Source organism: Streptomyces sp. NPDC005774 (assembly GCF_042871645.1).
GTDB classification, from domain to species: Bacteria; Actinomycetota; Actinomycetes; order Streptomycetales; family Streptomycetaceae; genus Streptomyces; species Streptomyces pratens.
The window spans coordinates 17,993-32,408 of record NZ_JBIAIV010000029.1; the positions used below are offsets into that span (position 1 = coordinate 17,993).

Consider the following 14,416-nt stretch of genomic DNA (forward strand, 5'->3'; position numbering starts at 1 on the left):
CGTACAACACGGGTTCCGCGGGCACACACCGCGTCGCAGTCGCTTGCCGGACCGAAGGGGATCGCATGGCGGAGACGACGACAACGACCGTGCCGCCGAGGGGATTTCGCGGCGCGGAGCAGGGCTGGCCCGCACTGCACCGCATCCCGCGTCCTCCCCACCGGGTCCCGTTCGTCGGTGACGTCATCGGCTCGAGCAGAAGCACCCCGGTGCAGGACTCGATGCGACTCGCCCGCCGGCTGGGACCGATCTTCCGGCGGAACGCCTTCGGCAAGGAGTTCGTGCTGGTGTCGGGTGCGGAACTGGCGGCCGATCTGGCCGACGAGGCGCGCTTCGCCAAGCATGTGGGGCTGGGCGTGGCCAATCTGCGGCCGCTCGCGGGCGACGGCCTGTTCACCGCATACAACCACGAGCCCAACTGGCAGCTCGCCCACGACGTACTCGCCCCCGGCTTCAACCGTGAGGCCATGGCGGGCTACCACACGATGATGCTGGCCGTGGCGGAGCGGCTGACCGAGCGCTGGGACGGCGCGGCCGGTGTGGGCCGGACGGTGGACGTGCCCGGTGACATGACCAAGCTGACGCTGGAGACGATCGCGCGCACCGGGTTCGGGCACGACTTCGGGTCGTTCGAACGGCCCCGGCCGCACCCCTTCATCACCGCGATGGTCGGCACGCTCGGCTACGCGCAGCGTCTCAACGCGGTGCCCGCGCCCCTGGCCCCGCTCCTGCTGCGCAGCGCGAGCCGGCGCAACGCCGCCGACATCGACCGCCTCAACCGGATCGTCGACGAGGTGGTCCGGATCCGGCGAGCGGACGGCGGCGGGCAGGGCGATCTGCTCGACCGGATGCTGGACACCGCGCACCCCGAGTCCGGTGAGCGGCTGTCGTCCGAGAACGTCCGCCGTCAGGTCATCACCTTCCTGGTCGCGGGTCACGAGACCACCTCGGGCGCGCTCTCCTTCGCCCTGCACTTCCTCTCCCTGCACCCTGACGTCGCGGACCGTGCCCGCGCCGAGGTGGACCGCGTCTGGGGCGGTTCGGTCACGCCGGGCTACGAGCAGGTGGCCAAGCTGCGGTACGTGCGCCGGGTGCTCGACGAGTCGCTGCGGCTGTGGCCGACCGCGCCCGCCTTCGCCCGGGAGGCCCGTGCGGACACGGTGCTGGCCGGGGAGCATCCGATGCGGCGGGGAGCGTGGACGATGGTGCTGACGCCGATGCTGCACCGGGACCCCGCGGTGTGGGGCCCGGACTCCGAGCGGTTCGACCCGGACCGTTTCGACGCACCGGCCGTACGGTCCCGTCCCCCGCACACCTTCAAGCCGTTCGGCACGGGGGCCCGGGCCTGCATCGGGCGGCAGTTCGCGCTGCACGAGGCGACGCTGGTGCTCGGGCTCCTGCTGCGCCGCTACGAGTTGCGGCCCGATCCCGGCTACCGGCTGCGGGTGACCGAGCGGCTGACGCTGATGCCGGACGGGCTGCGGCTCCGCCCGGAACGGCGGAAAGCGTTGGCGCCGACGCCGCTCGGGCCCACCGCGGACTAGGCCTGGGGGCGGCCGGCTGAGGGCGGGCGGGCTGGTGTCCCGGTCAACGCGAGGGCGTCCGGGGCGTCCGACGGCCTCTCACAGGCCGTGGCCTGGGGTGAGGCGGTTGTCAACGAGCTCGCTCAATGCGCGAGTGGCTCTCGTCCGGCTACGGCTCTTCGTCGGCGACTCGCGCCACCGCCTTCACCATCCGTGGGATGCGGCCCGTTCGGCGACGACGAGCGTCCTGTTCGGCGGTGGCCGGGACGGATGGGACGTCCCGGCCCGGTGTCAGGCTCCCGCCGTCCAGTGGGCGGGGCGGATGAGTGTTCCCGGCAGGGTGGTGCCGGCGCTTCCCCGGGCCGCGTTCAGCTGTGGCTGGGTGAGGAAGAACGCCCCGGTGAGATCGGCGTCCGTGAGGTCGGTGTCGCGCAGGTCGGCGCCGATCAGGTCCGCGCCCCGCAGGTCGGCGCCGGTGAGGTCGGCGGCGATGAGGTAGGCGCCGCGCAGACTCACTCCGCGCAGGTCGGCCCCCTTGAGGCGGGCGCCCATGAGATCGGCGCCCCGGCGGTCCTTCCGGCGCCCGCGCACCCCGGACCGGGCCAGCTCGCTGGCCTTGAGCAGCAGCGTGTTGACGTCCTGCCGGTGCGCGCCCACGTCCAGCTCCCCCAGCTCCTGCGGGGTCCCCCGGGTGAGCTGCTCCGTCGTCTCCAGCGCACGACGCAGGTCCGCGTGCACGGGGCGGGCCGCGGGCAGGGTGAGCGCCTCGGTCAGGTACCACAGCAGCTCGTGCAACTGCCGGACGACCGGGAAGACGTCGAACATGCGGCGGGCCCGCTCCGGCGGCCCGGTGCGCCAGTCCTCTCCGCCGAAGGTGACCTGCGAGACCTTCTGCCCGGCGCCGAAGCAGTCGTACACCGTGCAGCCGCTGAATCCCTCCTGCCTCAGCCGCGCGTGGATACCGCAGCGGTGGTCCTCACGCAGGTTGCGGCAGGGCCGGCCGGCCTGCTTGTCCACCGCGAAAGCGGCGGAGGCGGTGAACGGCAGGGCGACGCAGCACAGCCCGAAACACTGTGCGCAGTCACCGCGCAGTTCGGGGCGGCCGGTCTTCGGTTCCGACATGCCGTTCAGCATACGGAACACGGGACGACGGAACGCGGGGCGGGTGCCGGACCGTACCGCCGTCGGCCGGACTCATCCGGTGAGACCGGGCGCCTCCAGACGGTCGAGCCGCTCGGGGTCGGCAAGGATGTACACGCCGGTGATGCGGCCGTCGGCGACGGTTCCGCGTGCTCCGCTCCCACCGCGCCGTTCCCGCCCGCCTCGTCCGTGCCGTCATCCGTCATCCGTCATCCGTCATCCGTCACCGGGAGAACAGCTCGAAGGAGACCGCGGGCCGGTCGCCGAACCGCTTGCCCGTCTCCCGGGCGTCCCCCGTCAGGAAGCCGCGCACGTACTCCTCGGGATCCTGGTCGGTCAGCGCCTCGATGTAGGCGCGGTGTTCCAGCAGCGAGCGCACCGCCCTGTCCAGGCCGTCCGTCGCGTCCACGGCGTGGGTGGGGGTGCTGGAGCCCGCCACCGCGACCCAGCGGACCCCGCTCCAGGGTTCGAGGCCCTGTTCGGTCAGTTCCGGGAAGATCCACCGGTTGCCGGCGTCACCGGCCGCGTCGAGCACCGCGCGTCCGACGGCCACATGGTCCGGGGTGTTCCAGAAGGTGCCGCCCCAGGTGTCGCGGTGGTTGAGGGTGATGACCAGCTCGGGACGGTGGCGGCGGACCGCGGCGGCGATGTCCCGGCGCAGGGCGGTGCCGTACTCGATGACGCCGTCCCGGTGGTCCAGGAACTCCACCGTCGACACGCCGACCACGGCCGCGCTCGCCCGTTGTTCCCGCTCCCGGAGCGGACCGCACTCGGCGGGGGTCAGGGTGTCGATGCCCGCCTCACCGCGGGTCGCCAGCACATAGGTGACCTCGCGGCCGGCATCGGTCCAGGACGCGACCGCCGCCGAGCAGCCGTACTCCAGGTCGTCGGGGTGTGCGACGACGGCCAGCGCGCGCTGCCAGTCGTCGGGCATGGGTTCGAGTTGAGCGGGTGCCACCTCGGTCATGCCCGCAGACTAACCGCCGCCACCGACAACGCCCCGGGACGCGACACGGCACACACGCCGCACACGGCGCGCGGCGTGCGGGTTCACACCTCGTCGCGGGCCATCGCCAGCAGCCGGTCCAGTACGCGGGGGCCGCCCGCGCGGATGCCGTCGTGCTCGAACTCGTCGGTGACCCAGGTGCGCAGGCCGCGAATCGCCCGCGCGGTGCGCAGCGAGTGGGCCGTGTCGACGTACATGTCGTCGTGGTAGACGGCCGCCACGGCCGGGACCTCGTTGGCGGCGAGGCGGGCCGGGTCGTACAGGGGGGCCCAGTCGGTGCGGGCGGCGAGCAGTTCGGCGGTCTCGCGCAGCGGGCGCAGCGCGGGGTCGCAGTCGAACATCCAGGGGTGCACGGACTCCCCGGTGAACAGCAGGGGCCCGTCGCCCGCGAGGGCCTTCGCCGCGTCGAACCGCGGGAACTCGGCCCGGACCCGTTCGGCGGACCAGGCGGTGGGCCGGGGGGCCTGGCCGTAGATCGGCTCGTGGATGAGTGCGTACAGGGGGTGGCCCGCGTACGAGAGCAGGCCCTGTGCCTGCTCCTGGAACGCGTCGGAGAGCGCCGGGCCCGCCGGGGTGGGGACGAAGGCGTCCTCCAGGAGGTGGTGCAGCTGGTGGCTGCCGTCGCCGCTGCCCAGTACGCGGCCCAGGGACTGGAACGCCTCGACGGTGAGCCGGTAGCCGTTCGGGAGGACGACCTCGTGGCCGAGGAGGTGCTCGGCGATGCGGCGGGCGCGTTCGACGTCCTGCGGGTAGCGGGCGTAGTGGGCGGCGACCTTGCGCTCGATGCGCGGGTAGGCGGCCCGGTAGACGTCGTCGGCGTGGGCGTCCAGGGAGGGGAGGCCGCCTGTGATCACGGCGGTGTCGAGGCCCTCGGGCGCCGTGGAGAGGTAGGCGACGGTGCAGAATCCGCCGAAGCTCTGGCCGAGGACGGTCCAGGGGGCGCCGCCGGTGACCTGCGGGCGGATCGCCTCGCAGTCGCGGACGATCGAGTCGGAGCGGAAGCGGGCGAGGTAGTCGGCCTGCTCGGCGGGGCCGCCGCGCAGCGGAAGCGTCTGCCGGTTGGCGGGGGTGGAGCTACCGGTGCCGCGCTGGTCGAGCAGCAGGACGCGGTACTCCTTCAGGGCCCGGCCGAGCCAGGACGGCTTCCCGACGAATCGGTTCGCCCCGAATCCGGGGCCGCCCTGGAGGTACAGCAGCCACGGCAGGTCCTGGCCCGCCCGGTCGCCGGCGACGACCTCCCGTGCGTACAGCTCGATCGTCTCGCCCGAGGGCATGTCGTGGTCGAGGGGGACGGTGAAGCGGCGGTCGGTGAGGACGACACCGGGCTGGCGGTAACTGACGGTCAACGGGGCTCCCGGGACGAACGGACGGTTGGTCGGACGGACGGACCGCGACCCAGTTCAGCACACGGCCGTCCGGCCGTCGGACCCGGGATCCCGGCATGCGTACAGGACTGGCTGGTCAGCGGGCCGACAGACTGGAGCGCCGGACGACGAGTTCCGGGCGCAGCACGACCCTGCGGTGTTCGTGGGGCGCGGCCGCGGTCTCCGTCTCCTCGAGCAGCAGTTCCGCCGCCAGTGCGCCCATCGTGACGGCGGGCTGGCGTACGGAGGTGAGGGGGACGGCCGCGGCGGCGGCGAACTCGATGTCGTCGTAGCCCACGATGGCCAGGTCGTCCGGGACGCCGACCCCGGCCGCGTACATCGCCTGGAGCACTCCGAGGGCGAGCAGGTCGTTGGCGCAGAAGACGGCGGTGGGGCGGTCGGCGAGCCCGAGCAGCCGCGCGCCCGCGTCCCGTCCGGCGGCGACGTCGAGCCTCTCGGTGGGCAGTTCGCGCAGGGCTTGGGGGCCGAGTCCGGCCTCGGCGAGGGCGTTCAGCGCGCCGGTGCGCCGGTCCCTGACCTGGTTCAGGCCGGGCGGCCCGCTGACGTAGGCGAGGGACCGGTGCCCCGCGTCGACGAGGTGCCGCACGGCCAGGGCGCCGCCGGCGACGTCGTCCACGGAGACCGAGCACTCGGTGGTGCCCTCCGCGACCCGGTCGACCAGGACGAAGGGGATGCCGTGCCGGCGGAAGGCCTCGATGTTGCGGCCGGTGGCGTCGGCCGGGGTGAGCAGCACGCCCCGTACCCGCTGCTCCGCGAAGAGGGAGAGGTAGTCGGCCTCCTCGCTCGCGTTCTGTGCGCTGTTGCAGACCATCACGCCGAGGCCGGCCGCTCGCGCGGCGCGTTCGGCACCGCGCGCCACGTCGACGAAGAACGGGTTGCCCATGTCGAGGACGAGCAGTCCCATGATCCGGCTGCGGCCCGCGCGCAGCTGCCGTGCGGACTCGCTGCGGACGTAGCCGAGCCGGTCGATGGCGGACAGCACCCTGGCCCGGGTCTCGGCGGCGACCGTGTCCGGGCGATTGATCACATTGGAGACCGTGCCGACGGAAACTCCGGCGACGCGGGCGACATCCTTGATACCCACCGACTGGGCCATCGGGCAGGGACCTCCGAGGAGACGAGGGGCGGAAGGCGAGGGGCGGCCGGTGGTCGTTCACATTACCGGCCCGGCCGCCTCGCGGTCGGCGGCGGTCGGATCGGGCGGAACCGGTCGGCGGGGCGGCCGGGAACCGCCCGGGGTCGGACGGGTGGGGCCGGACGGGTGGGGGGTCAGGTGGGCAGTCGGAAGTCGGCGACGTGCAGTGCCGACGGGGTGGTGCCGGTGGACCGCTCCTGGTACATGACCGACAGCACGCCGTCCTGGGCCGGCCGGGTCTCGTCGATCAGGACCTCGCCGAAGGCGTTCAGGCCGGCACCGTCGTACAGCAGGTTCCAGTCGGTGTGGTCCGAGGCCGCGGAGGCGCCGGCGATCCGGCCGTAGGGGAGGACCGCGTAGGCGTTGTCGTACCGGTCGAGAAGCAGCCGGGTGCGCTGGCTGGAGTTCAGGGGGACCGGGATCTCGGTCTTGCGCCAGGTGCCGGAGGCGGTGCGGCGGACGTGGAAGGCGCGGCCGTTCGCGGTGCGGTCGGCGACGTAGTCGGTGGTGCACTGGCCGAAGCGGCCGGGGACGTAGCTGATGATCGCGTGCGGCCGGCCGGCGGAGTCGGTGGACTGGCTCTCCTGGTTCATCAGGGAGTGGTCCGGGTTGAGCGGGTCGACGACCAGGCCGGGGTCGGTGACGGAGACCCGGTCGGCGGTGCCGGTGGTGGCGACGGGGGTGCCCGCGTCGTTGCGCCAGATACGGCCCCGGTCGTCGGAGTAGACGTAGCCGGTGTCGTGGTTGGTGATTCCGCCGGGGCTGCACATGACGGCGCCGTTCTGCTCCCGCCAGGTGAAGAAGGCGTGCAGGCGGCCGCTTCGGTCGTAGTCGATGCCGTGCAGGTACATGTTGCGGGCGGTGGAGGAGCCGTGCTCGCCGCGGTAGGTGCCGGTGGAGGCGGTCCATTCCCCCAGCGCCGTCCAGCGGGTGCCGTCGTACTCGGCCAGCGCGTTGCGGCCGTTGCCCGAGACGCCGGCGCGGTAGCTGAGCTGGAGCCGGCCCTCGGGAGTGGAGACGAACTGCGGGTAGGTGAACTGCGAGGTGAGGGCGAGGCCGTCGAGCGTGGACTGCGGGGCGCCGAAACGGCTCGCGGTCCAGGTCAGCCCGGACGGGTTGTCCATGAGCCCGACGGCGGACTTGATGTAGGTGAAGCCGTCGCTGTGGGAGTCCATGTGGAGGTGCAGGCGGCCGTCGGTCTTCGAGACGCCCATGGAGATGACGTTGTGAGAGTCGTTGTAGCGGAGTGTGTGGCCGACCTTGACGGTCTGCCAGGTGCTCGCGCCTAGGGTGCGGCGGCCTACGACGGCGTTGCGGTCGGCGGTGTACCAGACGGCGTACTGGTGCCCCTTGTGAGTCAGCAGGCCGTTCTTCTGGAAGGAGTTGTTGTTGACCAGGCCGTCGTAGGACACGAAGTAGACGGCCCGGTCGTCGAGGGTGGTGCGGCCGGCCGGGGTGACCGACGGGCCGGGGGTGGCGGCGCCCTCGGCGGGCCCGCCGAGGGCGGGTCCGGCCACGGCGGCGAGTACTGCTCCGGCCAGCAGGGTGCGTCGTCTCATCTCGGGGCTCCTCGGGTGGGGTCCGTGGTCAGGCGAGGTGGAAGACTTCGGTGAGCGGTTTCATCGCCTCGTCCGGGCGGGCGCCGTCGAGGGTCTCGAAGAGGGGGGCCATCTCCGCCTGCCAGCGGGCGTTGACGTCGGTGGCCTCCATGGCGGAGCGGGCGGCCTCGAAGTCCGGGGTCTCGAGGTAGCCGACGAGGAGGCCGTCGTCGCGCAGGAAGAGGGAGTAGTTGTGCCAGCCGGTGGCCGAGAGCGCCTCGCACATCTCGGGCCACACGGCGGCGTGACGTTCGCGGTACTCGGCGATCCGGTCCCGGCGGACCTTGAGCAGGAAACAGACGCGCTGCATGAAGTACCGCTCCTTCGGCGTTTCTTCGGTGGACGTCGACGGGATGCCGGGTCCAGTCGTGCCTCGTACGGCTGGACCGGCGGGCCCGGCTCAGAAGTCGAAGTCGTCGATGTTCTTCGCGTCGAAGACGGTGGGCTTGCCCAGATTGATCACGCCGTCCTTGCCAATGGTGTACTCGCCCATCGCTCCGGCCTCGAAGGTCTCGCCCTCCTTGCCGGTGATCTGGCCGGAGGACAGGGCGACCGCGGTGCGCGCGGCGAGTTCGCCGAGCTTGGCCGGGTCCCACAGCTCGAACGCCTCGACGGTGCCGTTCTTGACGTACTTGCGCATGTCGTTGGGGGTGCCGAGGCCGGTCAGCTTGACCTTGCCCTTGTACTTGGAGCCGGACAGGTACTGGGCGGCGGCCTTGATGCCGACGGTGGTCGGGGAGATGATTCCCTTCAGGTTCGGGTACTCCTGGAGCAGGCCCTGGGTCTGCTGGAAGGACTGCTGGGCGTCGTCGTTGCCGTAGGCGACCTTGACCAACTTGATGTCCTTGTACTTGGGGTCCTTCAGTTCGTCCTTCATGAACTCGATCCAGGCGTTCTGGTTCGTCGCGGTCTGCGCGGCGGACAGGATCGCGATCTCACCCTTGTGGTCGATCTGTTCGGCGAGCAGTTGGACCTCGGTCCGGCCCAGGTCCTCGCCGCTGGCCTGCGAGACGAAGGCGTTGCGGCAGTCGGCTGTGGTGTCGGAGTCGTAGGTGACGACCTTGATGCCGTTCTTCATGGCCTGCTTGAGCGCGGTGCACAGTGCGCCGGGGTCCTGCGCGGAGACGGCCATGGCGTCGACCTGCTGCTGGGTGAGCGTGTTGACGTAGGAGACCTGGCCGGCGGTGTCGGTGGCGCTGGAGGGGCCGACCTCCTTGTAGCTGGAGCCCAGTTCCTTCAGGGCCTTCTCGCCGCCCTTGTCGGCGCTGGTGAAGTAGGGGTTGTTGACCTGCTTGGGCAGGAAGCCGACGGTCAGGCCCTTCTTGGTGGGCGCGTCGGGGTCGGCCTTTCCGGCTGTGGCCGCCGAGCCGCCGCCGCCCTCGTTCTTGACGTCGTCCTTGGTGGTGCCGCCGCAGGCGGTGGCGGCCAGGGCGAGGGAGGTGACGGCGGCGAGGGCCGCACAGGTCCGGCGGAGGGAGGACTTGCGCATGGTGGGTTCCTTACGGGCGAGAAGGACGGGCGGCGTGGACGGGCGAGGAGGACTCACGGGGCCGGGGTGGATGCCTTGGACACCGGTGGTGGAGAGGCGGACGCCGGTGGCGGTGCGGCCCGGCGTCCGGCACGTGCGGCGGAGATCTGCCGTGCGACGCGTGGGCCGAGCACGGAGACGACGAGCAGGACGCCGGTGACGACGATCTGCGACTGGGCGGAGACGTTGACGAGGCTCATGACGTTCTGCAGCGCGCCGAGCAGGAAGACGCCCGCGATCGCGCCGCCGAGGGTGCCCTTGCCGCCGTCGAAGTCGATGCCGCCGAGCAGCACGGCGGCGACGACGGAGAGTTCGAGGCCGGTGGCGTTGTCGTAGCGGGCGCTGGCGTAGTGCAGGGCCCAGAAGACTCCGGTGAGGGAGGCCATCAGGCCGGTCAGCGTGAACAGGATCAGCTTCTGCCGCCTGACCCTGATGCCGGCGAAGCGGGCGGCCTCCTCGCTGGCCCCGATGGCGAAGAGCGACCGCCCGAACGGGGTGGCGTGCAGGGCGACGACGGCGATCGCGAGCAGGACCAGGAACGGCAGCAGCGCGTACGGGACGAAGGTGTCGCCGATGCGTCCGGCGGCGAAGTCCAGGTACTGCGCGGGGAAGTCGGTCACCGCGTCGGAGCCGAGCACGATCTGTGCGATGCCGCGGTAGGCGGCGAGGGTGCCGATGGTGACGGCGAGGGAGGGCAGTCCGAGCCGGGTGACGAGCAGGCCGTTGACCAGACCGCAGACCACACCGATGAGCAGGCAGATGGGGATGATCGCCTCGATGGCCATGCCCTGGTTCCACAGGGCGCCCATGACCGCGCCGGACAGGCCGGCGGTGGAGGCGACGGAGAGGTCGATCTCGCCGGAGACCACGAGCAGCGTCATGGGCAGGGCGATCAGCGCGATCGGCAGGGTGTTGCCGATCAGGAAGGACAGGTTGAGCGCGTTGCCGAAGCCGTCGACGGTGGTGAAGGACAGCAGCAGGACGACGACGAGCAGGGCGCCCACGACCGTGTCCCAGCGCACGGAGGGGGACCGGCCGACGGCGCGCGCGAGAGCGGAGTCAGCCATGGCGGGCGTTCCTCTTCTTCAGGGCGGTGGCCACGCGCAGGGCGACGATCCGGTCGACCGCGATGGCGAGGATGAGCAGGGTGCCGTTGATGGCGAGCACCCATACGGAGCTGACGCCGAGGGCGGGCAGGACGCTGTTGACGGAGGTCAGCAGCAGCGCGCCGAGGGCGGCGCCGTAGACGCTGCCGGAGCCGCCGGTGAAGACCACCCCGCCGACCACGACGGCGCTGACGACGGTGAGTTCGTAGCCGGTGCCGGTGCCGGAGTCGACGTTGCCGAACCGGGCGAGGTACAGCGCGCCCGCGAGGCCGGCGAGGGCGCCGCAGAAGGTGTAGGCGGCGAGGATCCGCTTGCGCACGGGGATGCCGGCGAGTCGGGCGGCCTCGGGATTGGAGCCGAGGGCGTACAGCTCGCGGCCGCTGACGAAGTGCTTCATGTAGTACGCCGTGGCCACGAGGACCGCGATCGCGATCAGGGCCAGGTAGGGCACGGCCGAGATGCCGCCGGAGCCGAAGTCGACGAATCCGGCGGGGAGATCGGCGGCGGTGATCTGGCGGGAGCCGACCCAGATGGAGTCGATGCCGCGGATGATGTAGAGGGTGCCGAGGGTGACGACGAGCGCGGGCACCTGGCCGAGGCTGACGAGCAGTCCGTTGAGCAGTCCGAAGCCGATGCCGAGCAGCACCGCCAGCGCGACGGCGACGACCGGGTTCCCACCGCCCTGGAGATGGATTCCGGCGGCGAAGGCACAGATGCCGAGCGTGGAGCCGACGGACAGGTCGACGTTGCGGGTGATGACCACCAGGGCCTGGCCGGTGGCGACCAAAACCAGGATGGTCGCGTTCAGCAGCAGGTCCTTGATTCCCTGCTCGGACAGGAACTCGCTGTTGCCGGCCTGGGTGACGGCGATCATCACCAGGAAGACCAGCAGGATGGCGAGTTCGCGCACCTTGAACACGCGGTCGACCAGCCGGGTGCCGCTGGACTTCGCCGCCTCGGCGACGGGGGTGGGGTCGGGGCTGACGACCGTCATGCGGCCCTCCCCGTGGCTGCGGCCATCACGGTTTCCTCGGTGGCGTCGGTGCGGGGGATCTCGGCGGTGATCCGGCCCTCGTGCATCACCAGCACACGGTCGGCCATGCCGAGGATCTCGGGCAGGTCGGAGGAGATCATCAGCACGGCGACACCGTCGGCGGCGAGCTGGGAGAGCAGCCGGTGCACCTCGGCCTTGGTGCCGACGTCGATGCCCCGGGTCGGCTCGTCCACGATGAGCACCTTGGGGCCGGTGGCGAGCCACTTGGCGAGGACGACCTTCTGCTGGTTGCCGCCCGAGAGTGTGTTGACGGTGTCGGCGATCCGGGCGTACTTGACGTGCAGTTTGACCGCCCAGTCCAGGGAGCGGCTGCGTTCGGCGCCCCGGTCCATCAGGCCGGCGCGGACGGTCGTACGCAGTCCGGTCAGGCCGATGTTGCGCTCGATGGACATGTCCATCACCAGGCCCTGGGCGCGCCGGTCCTCGGGGACCAGGGCGAGGCCGGCGGCCATGGCGGTGGACGGGGCGCCGTTGGTCAGCGCGCGTCCGTCGATCTCGACCTCGCCGGCGTCCCGGCGGTCGATGCCGAACACGGCGCGGGCCACCTCGGTGCGCCCGGCGCCCACGAGCCCGGCGAGGCCGACGATCTCGCCACGGCGCACGTCGAAGGAGACGTCGGTGAAGACGCCCTCGCGGGTCAGCCGGCGCACGCTCAGGGCGATCTCGCCGGGGCGCACCTCCTGCTTGGGGTAGAGCTCCTCGAGGTCGCGGCCGACCATGCGGCGCACCAGGTCGTCCTCGGTCATGCCGTCCAGCGGTTCACTGGCGATCCGGGCGCCGTCGCGCAGGGTGGTGACCCGCCCGCAGATCTCGAAGATCTCCTCCAGGCGGTGGGAGATGAACAGCACCGCCGCCCCCTGTTCGCGCAGGGTGCGCACGACGCCGAAGAGGCGGGCGACCTCGCTGCCGGTGAGGGCGGCGGTCGGCTCGTCCATGATCAGGACGCGGGCGTCGAAGGAGAGCGCCTTGGCGATCTCGACGATCTGCTGGTCGGCGATGGACAGGCCGCGGGCCGGGCGGTCGGGGTCGAGTGCGACGCCGAGCCGCCGCATCAGGGCGGCGGTCGCGGTGCGGGTGGCCTTGTGGTCGATGCGGCCGAGAGCACGCCTGGGCTGCCGGCCCATGTAGATGTTCTCGGCGATCGACAGGTCGGGGAAGAGCGTGGGTTCCTGGTAGATCACGGCGATCCCGGCGTCGCGGGCGTCGCCGGGTCCGTGGAAGAGGACGGGCGCGCCGTCGAGCAGCACCTGGCCGGCGTCCGGCCGGTGCACTCCGGCGAGCGTCTTGATGAGGGTCGACTTGCCGGCTCCGTTCTCGCCGGCGAGGGCGTGCACCTCGCCGGGGAACAGGTCCAGGGAGACGTCCCGCAGGGCGCGGACCGCGCCGAAGGACTTGGAGACGTCCCTCAGTGCGAGAACCGGGGCGGCCGGACCCGTGTCGGACGGGTGGGTCATGAGGGCTCCTCGACGACGTCCGGCGGGGCGGCCCTCGCGGCGTCGTGAAAGGTTTCAACTGGGTTGCCGGGACGTTAGGCGCGCGGCGCATGTCACGTCAATGGGTCCCGGTCGAAAAAGTTTCGACATCTTCGGATCACACCCTGGTCACGAAGGGCGGTCTTGGACGGAGGGGTTGACACCTCTCCGGGGGCGCCATAACTTCCCGTACTGAATCGTTTCACTCCGTGGTCGATTAGGACCCGATGTCACAGGAGCCCTGACGTGACCGAGCTCGCCGCGGCGAAGGCCGCTCTCAAGACACAGGCCGTCGAGACGCCGTCGTGGGCGTACGCCAACTCGGGGACCCGTTTCAAGGTGTTCGCGCAGCAGGGTGTCCCCCGCACCCCGCAGGAGAAGCTGGACGACGCGGCCAAGGTGCACGAGTTCACGGGAGTGGCGCCCTCGGTGGCGCTGCACATCCCGTGGGACAAGGTCGACGACTACACCGCGCTGGCCGAGCACGCCGAGGACCGCGGTGTGCGGCTCGGCACGATCAACTCCAACACCTTCCAGGACGACGCCTACCGGCTCGGCAGTGTCTGCCACCCGGACGCGGCGGTCCGCCGCAAGGCCGTGGACCATCTCCTCGAGTGCGTCGGCATCATGGACGCGACCGGTTCGGCGGACCTGAAGCTGTGGTTCGCCGACGGTACGAACTATCCCGGCCAGGACGACATCCGTGCCCGGCAGGACCGGCTCGCCGAAGCTCTCGCGGAGGTGTACGAGCGGCTCGGCGAGGGACAGCGGATGCTGCTGGAGTACAAGCTGTTCGAGCCGGCGTTCTACACCACGGACGTCCCGGACTGGGGCACCGCGTACGCGCACTGCCTGAAGCTCGGACCGCGCGCCCAGGTCGTCGTCGACACGGGCCACCACGCGCCGGGCACCAACATCGAGTTCATCGTCGCGACGCTGCTGCGTGAGGAACGGCTGGGCGGGTTCGACTTCAACTCGCGCTTCTACGCCGACGACGACCTGATGGTGGGCTCCGCCGACCCGTTCCAGCTGTTCCGGATCATGCACGAGGTGGTGCGCGCGGGCGGGTTCACGTCCGGGACCACGTTCATGCTCGACCAGTGTCACAACATCGAGGCGAAGATCCCGGCGATCATCCGGTCGGTGATGAACGTGCAGGAGGCCACGGCGAAGGCGCTGCTCGTCGATGCGGGGGCGCTGGCCGCCGCGCAGGCCTCCGGCGATGTGCTGGGTGCCAACGCCGTGCTGATGGACGCGTACAACACGGATGTGCGGCCGTTGTTGCGGGAGGTGCGCGAGGAGATGGGGTTGGACCCCGACCCCATCGAGGCGTACCGGCGGTCCGGGTGGGCCGAGAGGATTGTGGCGGAGCGGGTGGGTGGGGAGCAGGCGGGGTGGGGGGCGTAGGCCTCTGCCGGGTTCTGCCGGTTCCGGGCTACGGGCCGTATGCGGCTGATCGCGCCCGCGCG

12 protein-coding genes are annotated in these 14,416 nt (G+C 71.5%); 2 read left to right on the forward strand and 10 right to left on the reverse strand.

What is annotated here, in order from left to right; all coding sequences use genetic code 11:
• Window positions 1-65 precede the first annotated feature (65 nt).
• Window positions 66-1,544, forward strand: a complete 1,479-nt coding sequence (locus ACFYQA_RS24315; RefSeq protein ID WP_388921525.1) for a cytochrome P450 — start codon at window positions 66-68, stop codon at window positions 1,542-1,544.
• A 270-nt stretch (window positions 1,545-1,814) separates the two neighbouring features.
• Here ACFYQA_RS24315 and ACFYQA_RS24320 read toward each other — a convergent pair whose 3' ends face one another.
• From ACFYQA_RS24320 to ACFYQA_RS24365, 10 genes are all read right to left on the reverse strand, one after another.
• On the reverse strand, window positions 1,815-2,657 hold the full coding sequence (locus tag ACFYQA_RS24320; RefSeq protein WP_388921668.1) for a pentapeptide repeat-containing protein: 843 nt from the start codon (window positions 2,655-2,657) through the stop codon (window positions 1,815-1,817).
• Between the two features lie 229 nt (window positions 2,658-2,886).
• The gene (locus ACFYQA_RS24325) at window positions 2,887-3,630 is read right to left on the reverse strand and encodes a PIG-L deacetylase family protein (RefSeq protein ID WP_388921528.1); all 744 of its coding nucleotides are present in this window, start codon (window positions 3,628-3,630) and stop codon (window positions 2,887-2,889) included.
• Between the two features lie 83 nt (window positions 3,631-3,713).
• Window positions 3,714-5,015 (reverse strand): alpha/beta fold hydrolase, encoded by a 1,302-nt coding sequence (locus tag ACFYQA_RS24330; protein WP_388921531.1) that lies wholly within the window; start codon window positions 5,013-5,015, stop codon window positions 3,714-3,716.
• 115 nt (window positions 5,016-5,130) lie between these two features.
• Window positions 5,131-6,150 carry a LacI family DNA-binding transcriptional regulator gene (locus ACFYQA_RS24335; RefSeq protein ID WP_386394458.1) on the reverse strand — a complete coding sequence of 340 codons (1,020 nt, stop codon included), beginning with the start codon at window positions 6,148-6,150 and terminating at the stop codon, window positions 5,131-5,133.
• A gap of 173 nt (window positions 6,151-6,323) precedes the next feature.
• Window positions 6,324-7,748 carry a BNR repeat-containing protein gene (locus ACFYQA_RS24340; RefSeq protein ID WP_388921534.1) on the reverse strand — a complete coding sequence of 475 codons (1,425 nt, stop codon included), beginning with the start codon at window positions 7,746-7,748 and terminating at the stop codon, window positions 6,324-6,326.
• A gap of 28 nt (window positions 7,749-7,776) precedes the next feature.
• Window positions 7,777-8,097, reverse strand: coding sequence for an L-rhamnose mutarotase (locus ACFYQA_RS24345; RefSeq protein ID WP_332432397.1), 321 nt, complete (start codon window positions 8,095-8,097; stop codon window positions 7,777-7,779).
• A gap of 90 nt (window positions 8,098-8,187) precedes the next feature.
• Window positions 8,188-9,276 (reverse strand): rhamnose ABC transporter substrate-binding protein, encoded by a 1,089-nt coding sequence (rhaS, locus tag ACFYQA_RS24350; protein ID WP_388921537.1) that lies wholly within the window; start codon window positions 9,274-9,276, stop codon window positions 8,188-8,190.
• A gap of 53 nt (window positions 9,277-9,329) precedes the next feature.
• Window positions 9,330-10,382, reverse strand: coding sequence for an ABC transporter permease (locus ACFYQA_RS24355; RefSeq protein ID WP_388921540.1), 1,053 nt, complete (start codon window positions 10,380-10,382; stop codon window positions 9,330-9,332).
• Window positions 10,375-11,415 carry an ABC transporter permease gene (locus ACFYQA_RS24360; RefSeq protein ID WP_388921543.1) on the reverse strand — a complete coding sequence of 347 codons (1,041 nt, stop codon included), beginning with the start codon at window positions 11,413-11,415 and terminating at the stop codon, window positions 10,375-10,377. Before ACFYQA_RS24360 ends, ACFYQA_RS24355 begins: the two co-directional genes overlap by 8 nt.
• Entirely contained in the window at window positions 11,412-12,929 is a 1,518-nt protein-coding gene (locus tag ACFYQA_RS24365) for a sugar ABC transporter ATP-binding protein (protein WP_388921546.1), read from the reverse strand. Before ACFYQA_RS24365 ends, ACFYQA_RS24360 begins: the two co-directional genes overlap by 4 nt.
• A gap of 264 nt (window positions 12,930-13,193) precedes the next feature.
• Between ACFYQA_RS24365 and rhaI the strand changes: the two genes are divergently transcribed.
• Window positions 13,194-14,354: an L-rhamnose isomerase gene (gene rhaI, locus ACFYQA_RS24370; protein WP_388921549.1), complete on the forward strand. Its 1,161-nt coding sequence runs from the start codon at window positions 13,194-13,196 to the stop codon at window positions 14,352-14,354.
• Window positions 14,355-14,416: the final 62 nt, after the last annotated feature.